The 19354-nt window shown below is 67.8% G+C and carries 19 protein-coding genes and 1 pseudogene; 8 read left to right on the plus strand and 12 right to left on the minus strand.

What is annotated here, in order from left to right:
- Nucleotides 1-16 precede the first annotated feature (16 nt).
- Nucleotides 17-1366, plus strand: coding sequence for a tRNA uridine-5-carboxymethylaminomethyl(34) synthesis GTPase MnmE (mnmE, locus tag AC5P76_RS11915; protein WP_253118414.1), 1350 nt, complete (start codon nucleotides 17-19; stop codon nucleotides 1364-1366).
- A gap of 143 nt (nucleotides 1367-1509) precedes the next feature.
- Nucleotides 1510-2625, plus strand: a complete 1116-nt coding sequence (locus AC5P76_RS11920) for a glycerophosphodiester phosphodiesterase (RefSeq protein WP_065182139.1) — start codon at nucleotides 1510-1512, stop codon at nucleotides 2623-2625.
- A 69-nt stretch (nucleotides 2626-2694) separates the two neighbouring features.
- Here AC5P76_RS11920 and AC5P76_RS11925 read toward each other — a convergent pair whose 3' ends face one another.
- Nucleotides 2695-3465: a rhomboid family intramembrane serine protease gene (locus tag AC5P76_RS11925; protein ID WP_053517228.1), complete on the minus strand. Its 771-nt coding sequence runs from the start codon at nucleotides 3463-3465 to the stop codon at nucleotides 2695-2697.
- A 103-nt stretch (nucleotides 3466-3568) separates the two neighbouring features.
- Nucleotides 3569-4531, minus strand: a complete 963-nt coding sequence (locus AC5P76_RS11930) for a TerC family protein (protein WP_253118415.1) — start codon at nucleotides 4529-4531, stop codon at nucleotides 3569-3571.
- Nucleotides 4532-4881: 350 nt separating this feature from the next.
- Here AC5P76_RS11930 and AC5P76_RS11935 point away from each other — a divergent pair, with 350 nt between their 5' ends.
- Together AC5P76_RS11935 and AC5P76_RS11940 are read left to right on the plus strand one after the other, a co-directional pair.
- Complete coding sequence (locus AC5P76_RS11935; RefSeq protein WP_053517230.1) at nucleotides 4882-6051, plus strand: class I SAM-dependent rRNA methyltransferase; 1170 nt, start codon at nucleotides 4882-4884, stop codon at nucleotides 6049-6051.
- 128 nt (nucleotides 6052-6179) lie between these two features.
- Nucleotides 6180-7421 (plus strand): dipeptidase, encoded by a 1242-nt coding sequence (locus AC5P76_RS11940; protein WP_053517232.1) that lies wholly within the window; start codon nucleotides 6180-6182, stop codon nucleotides 7419-7421.
- 51 nt (nucleotides 7422-7472) lie between these two features.
- On the opposite strand, the gene AC5P76_RS11945 is transcribed toward AC5P76_RS11940, so the two are convergent.
- The 3 genes and pseudogenes from AC5P76_RS11945 to AC5P76_RS11955 all read right to left on the minus strand — a co-directional run bounded on the left by AC5P76_RS11945 (nucleotide 7473) and on the right by AC5P76_RS11955 (nucleotide 10680).
- Nucleotides 7473-8900: an amino acid permease gene (locus tag AC5P76_RS11945; protein ID WP_053517233.1), complete on the minus strand. Its 1428-nt coding sequence runs from the start codon at nucleotides 8898-8900 to the stop codon at nucleotides 7473-7475.
- Between the two features lie 173 nt (nucleotides 8901-9073).
- A pseudogene (leuE, locus tag AC5P76_RS11950) lies at nucleotides 9074-9693 on the minus strand (leucine efflux protein LeuE).
- A 15-nt stretch (nucleotides 9694-9708) separates the two neighbouring features.
- On the minus strand, nucleotides 9709-10680 hold the full coding sequence (locus AC5P76_RS11955; RefSeq protein WP_111187101.1) for a LysR family transcriptional regulator: 972 nt from the start codon (nucleotides 10678-10680) through the stop codon (nucleotides 9709-9711).
- A 91-nt stretch (nucleotides 10681-10771) separates the two neighbouring features.
- Between AC5P76_RS11955 and AC5P76_RS11960 the strand changes: the two genes are divergently transcribed.
- Entirely contained in the window at nucleotides 10772-11779 is a 1008-nt protein-coding gene (locus AC5P76_RS11960) for a zinc-binding alcohol dehydrogenase family protein (RefSeq protein ID WP_253118416.1), read from the plus strand.
- 72 nt (nucleotides 11780-11851) lie between these two features.
- Here the strand turns inward: AC5P76_RS11960 and AC5P76_RS11965 are convergent, their stop codons facing one another.
- A complete protein-coding gene (locus AC5P76_RS11965; RefSeq protein WP_111187103.1) occupies nucleotides 11852-12457 on the minus strand; it encodes a glutathione S-transferase family protein in 606 nt (201 codons plus the stop codon).
- Nucleotides 12458-12507: 50 nt separating this feature from the next.
- Between AC5P76_RS11965 and AC5P76_RS11970 the strand changes: the two genes are divergently transcribed.
- The 3 genes from AC5P76_RS11970 to AC5P76_RS11980 all read left to right on the plus strand — a co-directional run bounded on the left by AC5P76_RS11970 (nucleotide 12508) and on the right by AC5P76_RS11980 (nucleotide 15145).
- Nucleotides 12508-14070 (plus strand): DNA recombination protein RmuC, encoded by a 1563-nt coding sequence (locus tag AC5P76_RS11970; RefSeq protein ID WP_253118417.1) that lies wholly within the window; start codon nucleotides 12508-12510, stop codon nucleotides 14068-14070.
- Nucleotides 14071-14141: 71 nt separating this feature from the next.
- Nucleotides 14142-14531, plus strand: coding sequence for a hypothetical protein (locus AC5P76_RS11975; RefSeq protein WP_065174061.1), 390 nt, complete (start codon nucleotides 14142-14144; stop codon nucleotides 14529-14531).
- 68 nt (nucleotides 14532-14599) lie between these two features.
- Nucleotides 14600-15145: a glutathione peroxidase gene (locus AC5P76_RS11980; RefSeq protein WP_065174060.1), complete on the plus strand. Its 546-nt coding sequence runs from the start codon at nucleotides 14600-14602 to the stop codon at nucleotides 15143-15145.
- A 57-nt stretch (nucleotides 15146-15202) separates the two neighbouring features.
- On the opposite strand, the gene AC5P76_RS11985 is transcribed toward AC5P76_RS11980, so the two are convergent.
- The 6 genes from AC5P76_RS11985 to AC5P76_RS12010 are packed head-to-tail and all read right to left on the minus strand — an operon-like array spanning nucleotide 15203 to nucleotide 19289.
- Complete coding sequence (locus AC5P76_RS11985; RefSeq protein WP_053517243.1) at nucleotides 15203-16207, minus strand: MlaA family lipoprotein; 1005 nt, start codon at nucleotides 16205-16207, stop codon at nucleotides 15203-15205.
- Nucleotide 16208: 1 nt separating this feature from the next.
- Nucleotides 16209-16520, minus strand: coding sequence for an STAS domain-containing protein (locus AC5P76_RS11990; protein ID WP_053517244.1), 312 nt, complete (start codon nucleotides 16518-16520; stop codon nucleotides 16209-16211).
- Nucleotides 16510-17172, minus strand: coding sequence for an MlaC/ttg2D family ABC transporter substrate-binding protein (locus tag AC5P76_RS11995; RefSeq protein WP_053517245.1), 663 nt, complete (start codon nucleotides 17170-17172; stop codon nucleotides 16510-16512). Before AC5P76_RS11995 ends, AC5P76_RS11990 begins: the two co-directional genes overlap by 11 nt.
- A complete protein-coding gene (mlaD, locus tag AC5P76_RS12000; protein ID WP_053517247.1) occupies nucleotides 17169-17693 on the minus strand; it encodes an outer membrane lipid asymmetry maintenance protein MlaD in 525 nt (174 codons plus the stop codon). Before mlaD ends, AC5P76_RS11995 begins: the two co-directional genes overlap by 4 nt.
- Nucleotides 17694-17751: 58 nt before the next feature.
- A complete protein-coding gene (locus tag AC5P76_RS12005; protein WP_065174057.1) occupies nucleotides 17752-18501 on the minus strand; it encodes an MlaE family lipid ABC transporter permease subunit in 750 nt (249 codons plus the stop codon).
- On the minus strand, nucleotides 18501-19289 hold the full coding sequence (locus tag AC5P76_RS12010; protein WP_065174056.1) for an ABC transporter ATP-binding protein: 789 nt from the start codon (nucleotides 19287-19289) through the stop codon (nucleotides 18501-18503). The genes AC5P76_RS12005 and AC5P76_RS12010 overlap by 1 nt, the downstream gene beginning before the upstream one ends.
- Nucleotides 19290-19354 lie beyond the last annotated feature (65 nt).

Here is a 19354-nt window from a genome sequence, read left to right on the forward strand (position 1 = left end):
GGAGACGTTCCAAGCGATGAATGAGGCAGCCCGCACTGACACCATTGTCGCCATCGCCAGCGCGCCAGGTGCAGGTGGCGTCGGCATCCTGCGCCTGTCCGGCCCGCGCGCCGCCGCCATCGCCAACGCACTGGGCGCAACCGGCCTGCGCCCACGTCACGCGCATTACGCACGTCTACGCGACGCCGACGGCGAGGTGATCGACGATGGCATCGTGCTGTGGTTCCCGGCACCGAACAGCTTCACCGGCGAAGAAGTGGTGGAACTGCAGGGCCATGGCAGCCCGGTGTTGCTGCAGCAACTGGTTGCACGCTGCATCGCGCTCGGCGCGCGGCAGGCGCGGCCCGGTGAGTTCAGCGAGCGCGCCTTCCTCAACGGCAAGCTCGATCTGGCCCAGGCCGAGGCCATCGCCGATCTGATCGCTGCGGGCGACAACCGCGCCGCGCGTGCTGCCCGTCGCTCGCTGGACGGGGTGTTCTCGCGGCGCATCGACGCCGTGGTCGAGCAGCTGGTGCTGCTGCGCGTGCATGTGGAAGCGGCCATCGATTTTGTAGATGAGCCGCTGGATACGCTGGGCGGCGCGCAGGTGCGCCGCGGGCTGGAACTGGCACGCAGCGACCTGGCCCTGCTGCGCCGCGATGCCGAGCGTGGCCGCCGCCTGCGCGATGGCCTGCACGCGGTGCTGATCGGCCCGCCCAACGCCGGCAAGAGTTCGTTGCTCAATGCGCTTGCCGGCAGCGAACGCGCCATCGTCACCGACATCGCCGGCACCACGCGCGACACGCTGCGCGAGACCATCCGCCTGGATGGACTGGAGCTGACCCTGGTCGATACCGCCGGCCTGCGCGACGGTGGCGACGCCATCGAACGCGAAGGCATGCGCCGCGCGCGCGTGGAGATCGAACGCACCGACCTGGCGCTGATCGTGCTGGATGCACGCGATCCGGCGGCGGGAGAGGCGGCCATCGGCGAAGCGGTGAGGGCTGTGCCGCACAAGGTCTACATCCACAACAAGTCAGATCTGCTGCAGGCCGGCCCCACCGTGGACGATCCGGACCGTGTGTTCGTTTCGGCCGCCACCGGTGCAGGACTCGACGACCTCCACGCGCGCCTGCGCGCGATCGCGTCGGCAGGCGCGGGCGAACAGGTGGACGGCGAGTTCTCCGCGCGCACCCGCCACGTGGATGCAATCGAGCGTGCGCAGGAACATGCCCGTCGCGCTGATGGCGAGCTGGCCCACGAACACCTGGAACTGGCAGCCGAAGAGCTGCGCCTGGCGCATGACGCGCTGGGCGAGATCACCGGGCAGATGAGCGCCGATGACCTGCTGGGACGGATCTTCTCCAGCTTCTGCATCGGCAAGTAAGCCGGGGTCAGATTCCCGCAGGGGCTCTGACCCCGTTTGCCACATGGGGTGACAGCCGCTGCGGGGATCCGACCCCAGGTCCCCCACCTGTCACATTGCCGCCGCATACTGCCGCCCATCACCTACCGTTGGGGGACGTTGCAGTGAAGTCGTGGGGTTGTGCGTTGCTGTTGTCGCTGGCCGTGGCACCATCGGTGGCCATGAGTGCTGAATCCTCTCTCCCGGCTGCGGCCAGGGCGTCGGTCTATGGTCATCGCGGCGCCAGCGCGCTGCTGCCGGAACACACCCTGGCTGCGTATGCACAGGCCATCGCCGACGGAGCCGACTACATCGAACCGGACCTGGTGATGACCAGGGACGGGGTGATGGTGGCCCGCCATGAGAACGAGATCGGGGGCACCACCGATGTCGCCTCGCATCCCGAATTCGCCAGCCGCCGCACCCGCAAGGTCATCGACGGGCAGACGGTGGACGGATGGTTCACCGAAGACTTCACCCTGGCCGAGCTGAAGACGCTGTACGCGCGCGAACGCCTGCCCGACCTGCGCAGCACGGCCTACGACGGCCAGTTCCGCATCGCCAGTCTCGATGAAATCCTCGCCTTCCTGGTCCAGCAGGCCGGCCGCGCCAATCGAGGCATCGGTCTGGTGCCGGAGATCAAGCATCCGACCTACTTCCAGTCCATCGGTCTGCCGATGGAAGACAAACTGCTGGCCGCGCTGCGTGGCAATGCCTACACCAACGTCGGTCCGGTCACCATCCAGTCCTTCGAGACCGCCAACCTGCGTTACCTGCGCAGCAAGATCCCGCAGGACAGCAACATCCGCCTGCTGCAGCTGTTGTGGAAGGGCGATACCCAGCCGGCCGACGTCGCCAAGGCCGGGGGCACGCTGACCTATGCACAGATGATGACTCCAGCGGGCCTGAAGGACATCGCGGCCTATGCCGATGGCATCGGTCCTGAACTGCGCTCGATCATTCCGCTGGACGCCAACGGTGCGCTGGGAACGCCGACCGCGCTGGTGCGCGATGCGCACGCGGCCGGCCTGATGGTGATCCCGTATACCTTCCGCCCGGAGAATCAGTTCCAGCCCAGCAACCTGCGCAGGGGGGCGGACAACGCGCGCAACGCCGAAGGCTCGATCGCCGAGATGCGCGCCTATCTGGCCACCGGCATCGATGCGTTCTTCACCGATGACCCGGCGCTGGGCCGGCAGGCGGTGGATGGCACTGGCGCGGCGGGCAACGCGGCGAACTGACACGTCAACGCCGCCGGGCATGGCCCGGCGCTACCCGGGTGCCGGGCCATGCCCGGGACCCATCCCACCTCAGCCGCGCGGTTCGTCCGGCCGCCGGAACGGGATGACCACGTAATCCTGCCCTTCGCGCGGCTGCCACAGGACCGGCACACGGTGTGGCGACGGCGGCTCCAGTTCATCGTCGGCCAGCGGTTCTGCGTTGTCTTCCTCGTCCTCCCAGCTGTAGCGCGGACGCGGTGGCAGCGGGTCGGCGGTGCGGAACAGCAGCGCTGCGATGATGCCGGCGAAGGCGCCGCCCATGTGCGATTGCCAGGACACGCCGTCGGCATGCGGCAGGATGGTCATCAGCATGCCACCGTAGAACAGCATGCCGATCAGGCCGGTGGCGATGGCGGCGCGGTCGCGACGCAGCAGGCCGAGGCCGGCGAGCAGGAACATCAGACCGTGGGTCACGCCACTGGCACCCAGATGGACGCTGCCGGGATTGCCCAGCATCCATGCGCCCACACCCGATCCCAGCCAGAGCAGGGGCAGGGCGCGGACGGTGGCCCTGGGATAGACGCTTCCGGCCAGGGTGCCGAGGATCAGGATCGCGATGCTGTTGGCGGCGATGTGCTCGACCGAGGCATGCAGCAGCGGGCCGCCGAGCAGGCCGAGCAGGCCCTTGGCTTCCAGCGGCGCTACCGCCCAGGGGCGCCAGTCGAACGTGCCCTGCAGGGCGAACACGACCACCAGCACCAGCACGGCGGCCAGGCTGACATTGAACGCCCGCAGGATGCGGAGGCGGTCGTTACGGGGGGCCGGCACGTCGCCGGCGGGCAGGGGCGCGTTGCTGTTCATACCTCAAGCAATGGCGGTGGCTGGCGCGAAACCAAGGCCACCGCTGCGGGAGAGTGGAAGCGGCCAGCGGGACAATCCCGCTGGCCATGTCTGCCAGCCGCGATCAGGCCTGGCCTTCGCCTTCCTTGGGCGGGTACTTCAGGCTCAGCACGACGGTGGCGGCAATGATCAGCGCGACCACGCCCAGCGAGACCGGGGTCGGGATCTTGAACAGGTCGATGATCATCATCTTGATGCCGATGAAACCCAGCACCAGTGCCAGGCCGTACGGCAGCAGGTGGAAGCGGTCGGCCATGCCGGCCAGCAGGAAGAACATCGCACGCAGGCCCAGTACCGCGAACACGTTGGAGGTCAGCACGATGAACGGATCGGTGGTGATCGCGAAGATCGCCGGGATGCTGTCCACCGCGAAGATCACGTCGGTGACGGCGATCAGGATCAGCACCGCGAACAACGGGGTGAACCAGCGCACGCCGTCGCGCTTCACGCTCAGGGCGTTGCCGGCGTACTCCGGCAGCAGGCGAAGGTGCTTGCGCATCCAGCGCAGGGCCGGGTTGCTCTCCAGGTCCGGCTCCTGTCCGGCGGCAAACCACATCTTCCAGCCGGTGAACAGCAGGAAGGCGCCGAACACGTAGAGCAGCCAATGGAACTGGCTGATCAGCACGCTACCAGCGAAGATCATGATCGTACGCAGCACGATCGCACCCAGGATGCCGATGATCAGCACCTTCTGGCGCTGCTCTTCCGGCACCGCGAAGTAGCTCATGATCATCAGGAAGACAAAGATGTTGTCGACCGCCAGCGCCTTCTCGACCAGGTAGCCGGTCAGGAATTCGAGACCAACCTTGTTGGCCACGACCTGGCCGGCGGTCTCATTCAGGTAGTACCAGAGGCCGGCGTTGAACAGCAGGGCCAGCGCGACCCAGCCGATGGACCACCACAGCGCCTCCTTGAAGGTGACCTTGTGCGGTCCACCATGGCGCATCAACACGAGGTCGACCAGCAGGGCGATGACCACCACCGCTGCGAAGCCGCCCCACAACCACACGTTACCGATCGTCTGCATTGGGAATGTCCGTTGGAAAGATGAATGCCAGGCCGGACGGCGAGGATCTGCAACGGAGGATCGGGAGGGGATCCAGGGACAGAGCTTCGCCAGTACGGCGAAGGTCTCGCTCGCAGTTCCAGTCGGCTGGAACTGCCGTTGCACCGGAGCCTGCGGGCTCGAAATGACGGCGACAACGTCTGGGAGCTACTCCCCTTCTGGCGCCGATTCTGCCGTCTGGCCCCGCCGCCGTCAAATGCCGGTTTGCCGGGGTCGGATCCCCAACGGGGCTCCGACCCCGGGGCCGTCGCCACACTGGGGTCAGAGCCCCTGCGGGGATCCGACCCCGGCGCCCGGTTTACAATGGGTGGATGAATACCCCCCTTCCCGTTGTCCGCCTCAAGAACGCGTGGCGCTCCAGCCACCCGTGGATCTTCCAGAAACTGGTCGAGAAGCCGACCGTCCGGCCCAAGCCCGGTTCCCTCGTCGACGTGGTCGGGGTGGACGGGGAATTCATCGGGCGCGGGTTCTACAACGGGCACTCGCGCATCGCCGTGCGCATTCTTGAAACCCATCAGGCCGTTGCGGTTGATGCCGGCTGGTTCTCGCGCAAGATCGCCCAGGCGGTGTCGCTGCGCCGTGACGTGCTGAAGCTGGACGCCGTGTCCGACGCCTGGCGCGTGGTGCACAGCGAGGGCGATGGCCTGTCCGGCCTGGTGGTCGATCGCTACGGCGACCTGGTGGTGGTCGAGTTCTTTGCCGCCGGCATGTTCCGTCACCGCGAGTGGATCTACGATGCGCTGCGTGAGCAGTTCCCCGGCTGCCGCTTCCACAGCTTCGCCGACGAACACGTGCAGAAGCAGGAAAGCTTCGATTTCCACGGCAACACCACCACCGAAGCGTCGGTGATCACCGAGTACGGGATCAAGTTCCGCGCCGATCCGGCCGGCGCGCACAAGACCGGCTTCTTCGCCGACCAGCGCGAGAACCGGCAATGGCTGAGCCAGCAGGTGGAAGGCAAGAGCGTGCTCGACCTGTGCTGCAACACCGGCGGCTTCGCGGTCTATGCAGCGGCACGCGGGGCCTCGGACGTGGTCGGCATCGACATCGATGAAGACGTCATCCAGATCGCCAAGGGCAATTCGCGCCTGAACAACGTGCGCCCGAAGTTCATCCAGTCCGACATCTTCCCGTGGCTGCGCGATGCCGCCAACCGCGGTGAGCAGTACGACGTGGTGATCCTGGATCCGGCCAAGATGACCCGCGACCGCGACCAGGTGATCAATGCGCTGAAGAAGTACCTGGATATGAACAAGCTGGCGCTGGGCGTGGTCAAGCCCGGTGGCCTGTTCGCCACCTTCTCCTGCACCGGCCTGGTGGCCGAGGACCAGTTCCTGGACATGCTGCGCCGTGCGGCCTATTTCTCCGGTCGCACCCTGCAGATCCTGAAGGTTGCCGGTGCCGGCGCGGATCATCCGTTCATGGCCCACGTGCAGGAATCGCGTTACCTGAAGGCGGTGTTCTGCCGCGTGGTTGATTGACCGCGTGGCGCTGTAGAGCCGAGCCCACGCTCGGCTGATCTGTCTGGCAGCCGAGCATGCGCTCGGCTCTACAAATTGGCCGGCCGCAGCGCTATGGTCGGGTTCTTCCCATTGCCGGTAGGAACCCCATGCCGTCGTTGCGCCGTCTGTCCGTGCTGCTTGCCCTGGCGCTGAGCGCGCCGCTGACCGCCCATGCCATCGAGTTCAGCGCGCAGGAGCTTGCGCGTGCCAAGACATTGCAGCAGCGCCTGCTGACGCTCGACAGCCACCTGGATACGCCGGCCAACTTTGGCCGCACCGGCTTCGATATCGAACAGCGCCATGATCGCAATGCGCTGTCACAGGTGGACTACCCGCGCATGGTCGAGGGAGCACTGGACGGCGGGTTCTGGGCGATCTACACCGACCAGGGCGACCGCAGCGCCGCCGCCCACCTGGCCGAGCGCGATCACGGCCTGCAGCGCCTGCTGGAAATCCGCGAAATGGTGGCGGCCAACGGCGATCGGTTCGCCCTGGCCCTGACCGCTGACGATGCGGCGCGGATCAAGGCCGCCGGCAAACGCGTGGTCTACATCAGCATGGAGAACGCCAGCCCGCTGGTGGCCGACCCCAGCCTGCTTTCGTTCTATCACCGTGCCGGCCTGCGCCTGCTGAGCACGGTGCATTTCGCCAACAACGAGTTCGCTGATTCTGCGACCGATCCGAAGGGACCGGAGTGGAAAGGCCTGAGCCCGGCCGGCAAGGCGCTGGTGCGCGAGGCGGTGAAGCTCGGCATCGTCATCGACCAGTCGCATGCCTCCGATGCCGTGTTCGACGATCTGCTGGCGATGATGCCGGTGCCGTTCGTGCTCTCGCACAGTTCAGCCAAGGCGGTCTACGACCATCCACGCAACCTCGACGACGCGCGGCTGAAGAAGCTGGCCAAGGCTGGTGGTGTGATCCAGGTCAACGCCTATGGCGGCTATCTGATCGACACCGGCAAGACGGCCGAGCGCAAACAGGCCGAAGAAGCACTCAGCCGGCAGCTGGGAGGCTGGGAAGGCATGGGCATCGAGCAGGGCGTGGCCCTGTTGAAGGCCGAACAGGCACTGGACCACGAACACCCCGTCCGGCACGCCAGCCTGGAGGACTTCTTCGCCCACTTCGAGCACATCCTCCAGGTGGTCGGGCCCGAACACGTGGGCATCGGCCTGGACTGGGACGGCGGCGGCGGCCTGAGTGACCTGCCCGATGTCAGCCAGCTGCCGAAGATCACCGCGTGGCTGCTGCGCAAGGGATACACGGAACAGCAGATCGCCGGCATCTGGGGCGGCAATCTGCTGCGGGTGATGCGGCAGGCGCAGGACTACGCCGCCAGGCAGGGCGGGTAACCGCCCCGCCCGGGCCGGATCTGCGCCGGGCCGGGCCCGGCGCGGTCTGGATCAGCGCGCGATCAGCGCATGGCGGCGGCTGTACAGGAAGTACAGCACCAGGCCCGCGACATTCCACAGCAGGAAGTACAGCTGCGTGGTGTGCGGCAGGCTGATGAACAGGTAGATGCAGCCCAGCGCAGCCAGTGGCCCGACGATGAAGGCCAGCGGCGTGCGGAAGGTTCGCTCGCGGTTCGGTTCACGCACGCGCAGCACGACTAGGCAGATGCCTACCGCGGTGAACGCCGCCAGGGTGCCGGCATTGGCCAATGCCGCGATCTCGTCCAGGCGTGCCACGCCGGCCAGGGCCGACACCACCAGCGCGGTGAACAGCGTGGTGGCCACCGGCGTACCGGTGCGCGCGCTGACCTTGGACAGGCCACGCGGCAGCAGGCCATCGCGGCTCATGACGAAGAAGATGCGGCTCTGCCCGTACAGGAAGGCCAGCAGCACGGTCGGCAGGGCGATGATCGCGATGACACCGATCACCATCGCCGCGGTCGGGTGGCCGAGCTGGCGCATGATCAGCGCCAGCGGCTCAGCACTGTGGCCGAACACCGCGTAGCTCATCGCACCCACGGCGGCCAGCGCCACCAGCACGTAGACGATGGTGCAGCCGATCATCGAGCCGATGATGCCGATCGACAGGTCGCGGCCCGGGTTCTTGGTCTCCTCGGCAGCTGTGGAGATCGCGTCGAAACCGTAGAAGGCGAAGAAGATGATCGCGGCGGCCGCCATCACGCCTCGCTCGACACCATCCGGACCCAGTGATTTGGCGAAGCCATACGGCATGAACGGCTGCAGGTTGCTGCTGTCGAAGGCCGGCAGTGCCACTGCCACGAAGATGGCCAGCGCGATCAGCTTGAACACCACCAGGATCGCGTTGAGGGTCGCGCTCTCCTTGGTGCCGGCCATCAGCATCAGGGCCACCAGCCAGGTGATGACGATCGCCGGCAGATTGATCATGCCGCCTTCCACGTGCGGACCCGCGGCCAGCGCGGCCGGCAGGGTCACGTCCCAGCCGAACTGGGTGTGGACCCACTCCAGGAAGCCGACGAAGTACCCCGACCAGCCCACGGCCACCGTGCTGACCACCAGCGAGTACTCCAGGATCAGGCTCCAGCCCACCACCCAGGCGAACACCTCGCCCAACGCGCTGTAGCTGTAGGTGTAGGCACTGCCGGCGGCCGGCATCATCGTCGACAGCTCGGCGTAGGACAGGGCCGCGCAGGCGCAGACCGCACCGGCGATGGCGAAGGAGATCAGGACGGCCGGGCCGGCGAGATTGGCACCGACGCCGATCAGCGTGTAGATGCCGGTACCGACGATGGCGCCGATGCCCAGCGCGATCAGGTGCGGCCAGCTGAGTGTCGGGACCAGTCGCCTGCCGGCTTCATGGACGGTGACGGAATCTAGGGACTTGCGCCGGAGCAGGGACATGCAGGCCTCGGAAGGGGTGACTGATAACGACAAGTCTCCGAGTGTGACCGAACGCAGCGCAGCATTACCACTGACGGGGGTCATGCCTGGCGCAGCGCGCGCATGACCGCGACGACACTGCCGGAATCAGCACAAAGGTTGCGGAACGGGCCCGACAGCCGTCGCCGTGCCGGTCAGCCGTTCAGTCCCAGGCGGATGCCGAAGCCGACCAGGAACACTCCGGCCACGCGTCGCTGACGCGCGGATGCTGGATCAACCGGCGCCGCGCCAGGTTGCCGACCCAGATCAGCAGCGAGCAGTAGGCGATGCTGACCACGAAGATGATCCCCGCCAGCGCGACGAAGGTGGCGATGCCCTGGTGCGCCCTGGGATCGATGAACAGCGGCAGGAAGGCCATGTAGAACAGGATCGCCTTCGGATTGAGCAGGCTGACCAGGATCGCCTGCTGGAAGTAGCGGCCCGGCTGCATGCGGATCGGGCCGGCATCGCCCCCCTCCTGCCTGGGCGTGCGCAGCAGGCTGATGCCCACCCACACCAGATAGGCCGCGCCCAGGTACTGCACGGCGTGAAAGACCAGCGGGTTGGCCTTCAGCAGGGCCGCCACGCCGGCCAGGGCCAGCCACATCAGGATCTGGTCGCCGACCAGCAGGCCGGCCAGTGCGGTGTAACCACCGCGCACCCCGCCCCGGCCGGTGGCGGTCAACAGGGTGAACGTGCCAGGCCCGGGCAGGGCGAGGAACACCAGCACGGCGACCAGAAACGTCCACAGGTCCTGGATGCCCATCCACGGCATGGCGGTGTTCTCTCGCTACGGGGAGCCGGTATTGTCGGCCAGTGCCGCGCGCTGCGACAGGGGGCCGCCGCCGCCCTCGGGCATGCCCGACAGCAGCGGTTGCAGGTGCTGGCGCAGTTGCGCATGCAGCTGCCGCACCGCGGGCGAGAACTGCTTGCGGTGCGGGCAGACCAGCTGCAGTGGGATATGGCTGCCCACACCGCCAAGCAGCAGCTGCAGGCGCCCGGCGAGCACGTCCTCGCGCAGGTCCAGCCAGGACTTGTAGGTGATGCCCTCACCGGCCACCGCCCAGCGCCGCACCACATCGGCGTCGTCGCACACCAGCGGGCCCTGTACCGGGATCACCACGCGACGGCCGTCGACCTCGAAGGCCCAGCGGTCGTAGGCGCGACCACCGAGCTGGTAGGCCAGGCAGTCGTGATCGCGCAGATCCTCCAGCCGCTGCGGCGTGCCGCGCCGCTGCAGGTAGCCGGGCGACGCCGCCAGCACGCGCCGGTTGCCTTCCAGCAGGGGCAGGGCGACATAGCTGGCATCATCGAAATGCCCGATGCGGATCGCCACATCGACCGGATCGCGGAATACATCGGCCACTTCGTCGGACAGGCGCAGATGCAGCCGCAGGCGCGGATGCATCGCACGGAACCGGGTCAGCCACGGCAGCAGCAGGTTGCGTCCGAAGTCCGACGGGGCAGAGAGCCGCAGCGTGCCATGCAGCTCGGCATCCTCGCCCTGCACCCGGGCCTGGCCCTCGCGCAGGGTCGCCAGCACCTCCTGCGCGTAAGGCAGGTACAGCGCGCCTTCGGCCGTCAGCCGCAGGCTGCGGGTGGTGCGCACGAACAGGCGCAGGTCCAGTTCGCGCTCGAGCCGGGCCACGGCGGCGGCGACCTGTCCGGGCAGCAGGTCGGCCTCGCGCGCGGCCTGCGAGAAGCTGCCCAGTGCAGCGGTACGGACGAACAGCTGCAGGTCGTCGAAGCGGATCATTTTCATCGCAGGAGTGAAAGTCCTGCCCGATTGTGCGCCTTTCCGGCGGACCGTGCGCGGCGCACGCTGTGGCCTCCTTTCCCACTGGACCGCTGCCATGCGCGCCATTGCCTATTCCCATGCCGGCCTGCCGATCGACGATGCACAGGCCCTGATCGATATCGACCTGCCGCTTCCGCAGCCGGGCCCGCGCGACCTCCGGGTGGCGGTGCGCGCAGTGGCGGTGAACCCGGTCGACACCAAGGTCCGCCGCAACATGGCCACCGATGGCCCGCGCGTGCTCGGCTGGGATGCCGTCGGCATCGTCGATGCGGTGGGCAGCGAGGTGACCCTGTTCCAGCCGGGCGACGCGGTCTACTACGCAGGCGTGATCGACCGGTCCGGCAGCAATGCCGAGTACCAGCTGGTGGACGAGCGCAGCGTGGGCCGCAAGCCGGCCAGCCTCGATGATGCGGCCGCCGCAGCCCTGCCGCTGACGGCGATCACGGCCTGGGAGCTGCTGTTTGATCGCCTGCGCATCGGCGAGGGCGCCGGCGAGGGACAGACCCTGCTGGTGATCGGCGCGGCCGGTGGCGTCGGCTCGATCCTGGTGCAGCTCGCGCGTCGCCTGACCCGCTTGACCGTGATCGGCACCGCCTCGCGCCCGGAGACGCAGGACTGGGTGTACGCGATGGGCGCGCACCATGTGATCGACCACGGCCAGCCACTGGCCGAAGGGCTGGCACGGCTGGGCATCGCGCAGGTGGAGCATGTCGCCAGCCTGACCCACACCGACCAGCATTTCGCGCAGATCGTGGAGGTGCTGGCGCCACAGGGCCAGCTGGGGCTGATCGACGATCCTGGCCAGCTGGATGTGATGGCGCTCAAGCGCAAGGCGCTGTCGCTGCATTGGGAATCGATGTTCACCCGCCCGCTGTACCGGACGCCGGACATGCAGCAGCAGCACGTGCTGTTGAACCGCGTCGCGGACCTGGTCGATGCCGGCGTGCTGCAGACCACGCTGGGCGAGCATTTCGGCCGTATTGAAGCGGCGAGCCTGCGCCGCGCGCATGCCGTGCTGGAGAGTCACCGCGCCAAGGGCAAGATCGTTCTCGAGGGCTGGTAGAGGCCTGTCTGCCTCCTGCAGAGCAAAGCATGACCCGGCCCTGCAGGAGGCCTCGCGGTACGTGCCGCTGCCTCAGGGGTCACCGTTGTCGACGTGTTCGGCGAACCCGGGTCGCGGCCGCAGGCGGTCAAACCAGGCGTCAAGGCAGGGCAGCGCGGGCTTGGCGCCGGGGGTGCTGCGCCAGCGCTGGGTGGACAGGCCCAGCGCGATGTCAGCCAGGGTGAAGTCGTCGCCGGTGACATACGCTCCCGTGCCGGCCAGCTGGGCATCCAGCAGACCCATGAGCTCATTCCAGCGGGCCAGGCCGGTCTCGGCGCGGCCGTCGTCGGGATAGTCAGGATGCTGCCGCACGCGCGCCATGAACACGTGGCGCCAGGCGCTGTTGAGGTCGGTCGCCTGCCAGTCCATCCATTGCTCGACCTTCGCACGCGCCTGCGCATCTGCCGGCAGCAGGTCAGCGCGTCCGGCGCGGGAGGCCAGGTAACGGCAGATGCTGTTCGATTCCCACAGCACGAAGCCGCCGTCGCGCAGCACCGGCACCTGCAGGTTCGGATTCAGCCCGGCCAGCCGCCGTGCCGACGGTGCCGGGTCGTGCTCGATGGCCAGCCTGAGCTCGGCGCACAGCCACAGCACCTTGCGTACGTTGATCGACGTGGGCTTTCCGAACAGCGCGAGCATGACCGGGGCGGGACGCAGCAGTTGAGACTGGCCCAGCCTACACTGGTGCCATGCAAACCGAATCCCTGCTCATCGCCGGCCTCCTGTTGGTCGTACTCATCCTGCAGCTGGTCGCCCTGCTGCGCCGCCCACCGCATGATCGGCTGGAGCAGGCCGTACGCGAGGAGGCGCGGACGGGCCGCAGTGAACTGCGCGAACAGTTGGATGGCTTTGCCCGGGCGCTGACCGACCTGTCGACCCGCACCGACCAGCGCCTGGACCTGCTGCGCGAGGCGCTGGGCGAGGATGCACGCAAGGCACGCGCCGAAGCCGCCGACAGCCAGCAGCGCAGCGGCGCCCTGCTGGCGCAGCGGCTGCAGGAACTGCGAGGCCAGCTGGAGAGCTTCGGCCAGCAGCAGGAGGCGCGCATCCATGCCTTCGGCCAGCAGCTGCAGGAACTCACCGGCCGCACCGATGCCCAGCTCGGCGCGCTGCGCCAGACCCTGGTGGACGATGCACGCAAGGGCCGCGAAGAGGGTGCACTGTCCCAGCAGCGCCTGACCGATAGCCTGGGACTGCGGCTGCAGGAGCTGACCCAGCGCAATGAACAGCGCATCGCCGAGATGCGCGCCACTCTGGAAGAACAGCTGCGCGCGCTGCAGAATGACAACGCCCAGAAGCTGGAGCAGATGCGCCACACCGTCGATGAGAAGCTGCAGTCGACGCTGGAAACACGACTGGGGCAGTCGTTCACCCTGGTCTCCGAACGCCTGGAGCAGGTGCAGCGCGGGCTGGGCGAGATGCAGCAGCTGGCCACCGGCGTCGGCGACCTCAAGCGCGTGCTGACCAACGTCAAGAACCGCGGCAGCTGGGGCGAAGTGCAGCTGGAGAACATTCTCGAGCAGACCCTGACCCAGGAGCAGTACGCGCGGGGCGTCAAGGTCCGTCCAGACAGTGGCGAGATGGTCGACATCGCCGTGCGCCTGCCGGGCCGCAGGAACGACGACACGCCGGTATGGCTGCCGATCGACTCCAAGTTCCCGCGTGAGGACTATGAGCGCCTGCTCGATGCGCAGGAGCAGGGCGATGCCGAGGGCGTGCGCCTGCAGGGCATCCAGCTTGAGCGCGCGGTGCGGGTGCAGGCCAAGTCGATCTGCGAGAAGTACATCGTGCCGCCGCACACCACGGATTTCGCAGTGATGTTCCTGCCTACCGAAGGCCTGTATGCCGAAGTGATCCGGCGTCCGGGCCTGGTTGACGGCCTGCAGCGCGATCACCGCGTGGTCGTGGCTGGGCCGACCACGGTCACCGCTCTGCTCAACAGCCTGCAGATGGGTTTCCGCACGCTGGCCATCGAACAGCGGTCCAGCGAGGTGTGGAGCCTGCTGGGGGCGGTGAAGAGCGAATTCGGGAAGTTCGCCGGCATCCTCGAGAAGGCCGAGAAGCAGATCAGCACCGTGGGCCGCAGCATCGGCGACGCCAGCCGCAAGACGCGCACCATCGAGCGCAGGCTGCGCGGAGTGGAATCGCTGGCCACCGAGCAGGCGCAATCGCTGCTCGGCGACCTGGGCGAAGGGGATGCGGAAGGCAGCGGCGAGGATGATGGAAGTGAAGGCGGGACCGACGCCCGCTGAGCGACGCAGACACCCTGCCGACGGGGGCGATGCGTATGCTGGCGGCCTGTCCATCGCCAACAGGTACCGCCATGCGTTTCCACCTTGCCGCCAGTGCGGCCCTGGCCGCAGTGCTTGCTGCATGCAGCAGTACACCGCCTGCCACGCAGGCCGGTGATGCCCAGCCAGGCCCGGAGGCCGCCCAGGCCTACCAGGACGCGCGGGATGTGGACTGCCAGGCCGCCGGCGGCACCCTGCAGCCGCTGGGACGGCTGCAGCGCCTGCAGTGCGTGATTCCATACGCCGACGCAGGAAAGACCTGCAGCAGCAAGCGTGACTGCACCGGCCAATGCCTGGCCAGCGACGGCATCGCCGCCGGCACGGCAGCCACCGGCACCTGCCAGCGCGACGTCAGCCAGAACTTCGGCTGCCGTCAGCGCATCGACGACGGCAAGGCACAGGGCACGCTCTGCGTGGATTGAGGCGTTCCGGCGCAGCCACGTGGCGCTATGCTGATGGGCCATTCCCCGCTGTTGCCGGAGCACCCCGCGTGAGCACCCCGATCCAGGACATTCCCCTCACCACCATCGACGGCCAGCCGTCCAGTCTTGCCGATTACCAGGGCAAGGTGCTGCTGCTGGTCAACGTCGCCTCCAAGTGCGGCCTGACCCCGCAGTACGAGGGCCTGCAGGCGCTGTATGCGCAGAAGCAGGCACAGGGGCTGGAAGTGCTCGGTTTCCCGGCCAACAATTTCCTTGGCCAGGAGCCGGGCAGCGAGGCAGAGATCCAGCAGTTCTGCCAGCTGACCTACGATGTCACCTTCCCGATGTTCGCCAAGATCAGCGTGGCCGGCGATGACACGCACCCGCTCTACCAGCAGCTGATCGCCGCGCAGCCGCAGGCCATCGGCGAAGGCCCGCTGCGCGAGCGACTGTCCAGCAAGGAGATTCCGATCCACCCGGCGCCGGCGGTGTTGTGGAACTTCGAGAAGTTCCTGGTGGGCCGCGACGGCGCGGTCATCGCCCGCTTCGCGCCGGATGTGGCCGCCGATGATGCGCGTCTGCGCGAGGCCGTCGACGCCGCACTGGGCGCCTGATCGCCCGCAATGAAAAACCCCGCCGAGGCGGGGTTTTTCATGGGGTGCCGGCAGGACTCAGTTGCCCCACTGCGGCATCGGCATCGCATCGATCGGGATCGGCGAATTGGGATCGTCCTGGCCGCGGTTGCGCTTGCCACGCAGATCGTTCTCGATCTGGTAGTTGCGACGCTGCAGCCACGCATCGCGGACCAGCGCGTACTCGTCCACCGCCGAACTGCGCAGATCGTCCACCGCCAGCAGCTGCGCGCGGCTGTCGACCAGCTGCAGGCCCTGCAGGCCGATGCGGACCTTGTCCTCTTCGATGTTGCGGATCGGCGAGAGCGGCATGTCGCCGGCCAGGCCGAACACATCACGCACGGTGCGGGGACCGAAGAACGGCAGCTCGACGTAGCGCGAGCGACGCCAGCCCCATGCACCCAGCGTCTGGCCGAAGTCTTCCTTGCGGTTGGCGACCATCGCCTTGCTGGCCGGATCGAACAGGCCACCGATACCCAGCGTCGAGTTCATCAGGAAGCGACCCAGCGTGTCCCAGGCATCATCCGGACGGCCCTGCAGCAGCTGGTTGACGATCGTTACCGGCGAGCGCAGGTTGCTGAAGAAGTTGCTCACACCGGTGCGGGCAAAGCGTGGCACCACGTGGGTGTAAGCCGTCGCCAGCGGTCGCGCGACGGCATTGTCGACCGCCACGTTGAACCGGTGCACCTTGCGGTTGAACGGTTCCCACGGGTCGTAGGCCACCGCGTTGCCAGCCGCACCGTCGGCGCCGTACAGCGCGTCGAAATCATCGTCGCCGCCGGGCTGCGCAGCGGCAGCCGAGGCACTGGTTCCAGCAGACGCGTCCGTGGCCGGAGGCGTACTGGCCGTGGCCGTTTCGCCGCTGGCCACGGGGGTGGGCTCCGCTGCCGGTGCGGGGGCATCGGTGGCGGTATCGGTGGCGGCGGTCGGGCTGGCCGGAACCAGCGTATCGGCAACCGGCGCATCGCTGCGCGCGGGCTTGCCGGCACAGGCGCTGAGCGCGGCGGCCAGGACGATCAGGGGGAGAGCGCGTACGACGTTCATGTCAGCTCGCAGCAGAAGTAGCGTTGAAATCCAGGTCGGGCGACAGCCGGTAGGCTGCGCTCAGTTCGTTGTAGCCGGCGGGCATGCCGGAGATCACCAGGGGGTGGCCGGCCTTGCGCGCGCGCGCGGCCAGTTCGGCCAGCAGGGCCAGGCCGGCGCTGTCCACGCGCTCGACCTCGCCCAGTTCCAGCCGTGCCAGCTGCGCCGGCAACGCCTGCAGCTGCGGCCACAGGGCAATCACTGCGGCACGATCCAGCGCCCCGCGCAGGCGCAGGGTGCCGCCTTCCAGCAGTGCCAGCGCGTTACTTGCCATTGCCGGCCGGTCCGGCCTGGATGCTGCCGCTGTGCAGTTCGTTGGCCACCTGTCGGATGCCCTTCTGGCGCAGGGGACTGTCGAACTGGTTGCGGAAGGTCTGCACGTAGGAGATGCCCTCGATGTTGACGTCGAAGATCTTCCACTGGCCGTTCACGTTGCGCATCCAGTACTCGACGGGCGTCGGTTCGTTGCCCGCACGCACCAGCTCGGTGCTCACGCGCACGCCGCGGTTGCCGGGCAGCGGGCTTTCACCCTTCAGGCGGAAGCTCGGCCTGCCCTGGATGTTCAGCAGGGCCGAACCGTAGCGCTGCATCAGGCTGTCGGCCATCGCATCGGCGAACAGCTTGATGTCCGCATCCGACGCGCCGCGTGCATGCGTGCCCAGCACCAGGCGCGCCGCGTAGTCGCGGTCGAAGGTGCGGTTCAGTTCGCTGTCGATGTAGGAGCGCAGGCTGGACGGATTGCTGCTGAACTCGCTCTTGCGCTGCTGCAGGGTGGACAGGATGCGGCTGCTGGCATCGATCACCACTTTGCCGGCCTGGGCCTGCGGAGCGGCGGCAGCGGGGGCCGCGGCCTGCGCCTGGGCGAGCAACGGGGTCGCCAGCAGCAGCGAGGACGCGAGCAGGGCCGGGATCAGTTTCATCTTCATGGTTGCGGTTCCTTTGCAGGCGCCTGTGCGCCATCGTTGGGCTTCGGGTCTGCGCCGCCGCCGGCGCCGCCACTGAACATGTACTTGCCGACCAGCTGGATCAGGTCCACCGCCGGCTGGGTGAAGACGATCTCCTCACCGGGCTTGAGCACTTCCGGATCACCACCGGGCTGAAGACCGATATAGCTCTCGCCCAGCAAACCACTGGTGAAGATGCCGGCCGAGGTATCCGCCGGCAGGTCCTTGACCTTGCTATCCATGCGCAGGGTCACGATGGATTCGAACTTGACCGGGTCCAGGTCGATCGCGGCAACCTGGCCGACGGTAACGCCGCCGATCTTGACCGGCGCCTGCTTGCGCAGCTGGCCGACCTGGGAGAAGCGCGCCTTCAGCTCGTAGCCGTCACCGCCCCAGCTCCAGCGCTGGTTGGTGGAAGCCACGGCCAGCACCAGCAGCGACGCCAGGGCCAGCAGCAGGAATGCGCCGACGGAGAATTCGAGTCTGGGACCGCGGATGGCCATGGGGAGTACCTGATCGAGTCGTTGTGGCCGCGCGCACCGCGCACCGCCGATGGAAGGGTTAGGTGAACAGCATTGCCGACAGCACGAAGTTGAACATCAGCACCAGCAGGGAGGCATTGACCACCGCACGGGTGGTGGCCACCGAAGTGCCTTCGATGGTCGGCTCGGCGTGGAAACCGACATAGGCGGCGACCAGGGCTGCAGTGCCGCCGAAGATCGCCGACTTCAGCATCGCCACGCCGAAATCGTCCCAGAAGTCGACACTGTTGCGCAGCGCCGACCAGAACACGCCATTGTCCAGGCCGAGCACGTGCACCGCTTCGAAGTAGCTGGCGCTGATCGCCAGCGAACAGAAGATGCCGGTCAGCAGCGGCACGGTCAGCACGGCTGCCCAGAAGCGCGGCGCCACGGCCTTGGCCACCGGGTCGATCGCCATCAGCTCCAGTGCCTTGATCTGGTCGGTGGCGCGCATCAGGCCCAGTTCGGCGGCGATCGAGCTGCCGGCACGGCCGATGAACAGCAGCGCGGTCAGCACCGGGGCCAGTTCACGGTAGAGCGACAAGCCGAGCAGGGTCGACAGGGCATCGGCCGCGCCGAAGGTGGTCAGCGTGCGGTAGCCCTGCAGGGTCAACACCAGACCGACGAAGGCGCCGCCGACAGCGATGATCGGCAGCGAGCGCGCGCCGATCTTGTAGATCTCGCGGGTCAGTTCGGCCAGGAAATCACGGGTCGGCAGCGAACCGCGCAGCACGGTCAGCGAGAACAGGCCGGCGCGGCCCAGCGAGCGGGTGGCTTGGATGAAGGGCATCAGGCGACCCTCGCGCGCGGCTCGGCGTCGAACGGGATGGGGCCATCGGGCTGGCCGTGCAGGAACTGACGCAGCAACGGGTCCTGGCTGGACTGCAGCGCGTCGGGCGTGCCCTGGAAGACGATGCCGCCGTTGGCGATGGCGATCACCTGGTCGCAGATCGGCAGCGTCTCGTGCACGTGGTGGCTGACGATGATGCTGGTCAGTCCCAGGCTGTGGTTGAGACGCTGGATCAGGCTCATGATCACCCCGGACGCGATCGGGTCCAGCCCGGTCAGCGGCTCGTCATAGATCATCAGCGGCGGATCCAGCGCCAGCGCACGGGCCAGCGCCACGCGGCGCGCCATGCCGCCGGACAGCTCGCGCGGCCAGGCATCGGCCGCGGCCAGCAATCCCACCGCGTGCAGCTTCATCTGCACCAGCCGGCGCAGCACCGCCGCCGGCAGGCGGGTGTGGGTGCGCAGCGGCAGGGCGACGTTCTCTGCCACGGTGAGGTCGGTCAGCAGGCCATTGCCCTGCAGCAGGACGCCGACGCTCTTGCGCATCTCCAGCAGCTCGGCGCTGCGGTGCGGGATCGGCTTGCCGAACAGGGTGATATCGCCGGCCGCTGGGCGCAGTTCGCCGGTCAGCGCGGCCAGCAGGGTCGACTTGCCGCTGCCGGAGGGACCGAGCACGGCGGTGATGCTGCCCTTCGGCACCTGCAGGGAAACGTCGCGCAGGATCGTGCGTCCGCTCCGGTCGATGCGGACGTTGGACAACTGCACCAGACTGGAGGTGGAAGCCGACATGGGCACCATTAACATTTTTTCGACATCGAAGGATCGGGTCAGCCGGCTGAACATAAGCAGACTGG

The organism is Stenotrophomonas sp. YJH_SMC_36 (genome assembly GCF_059369935.1).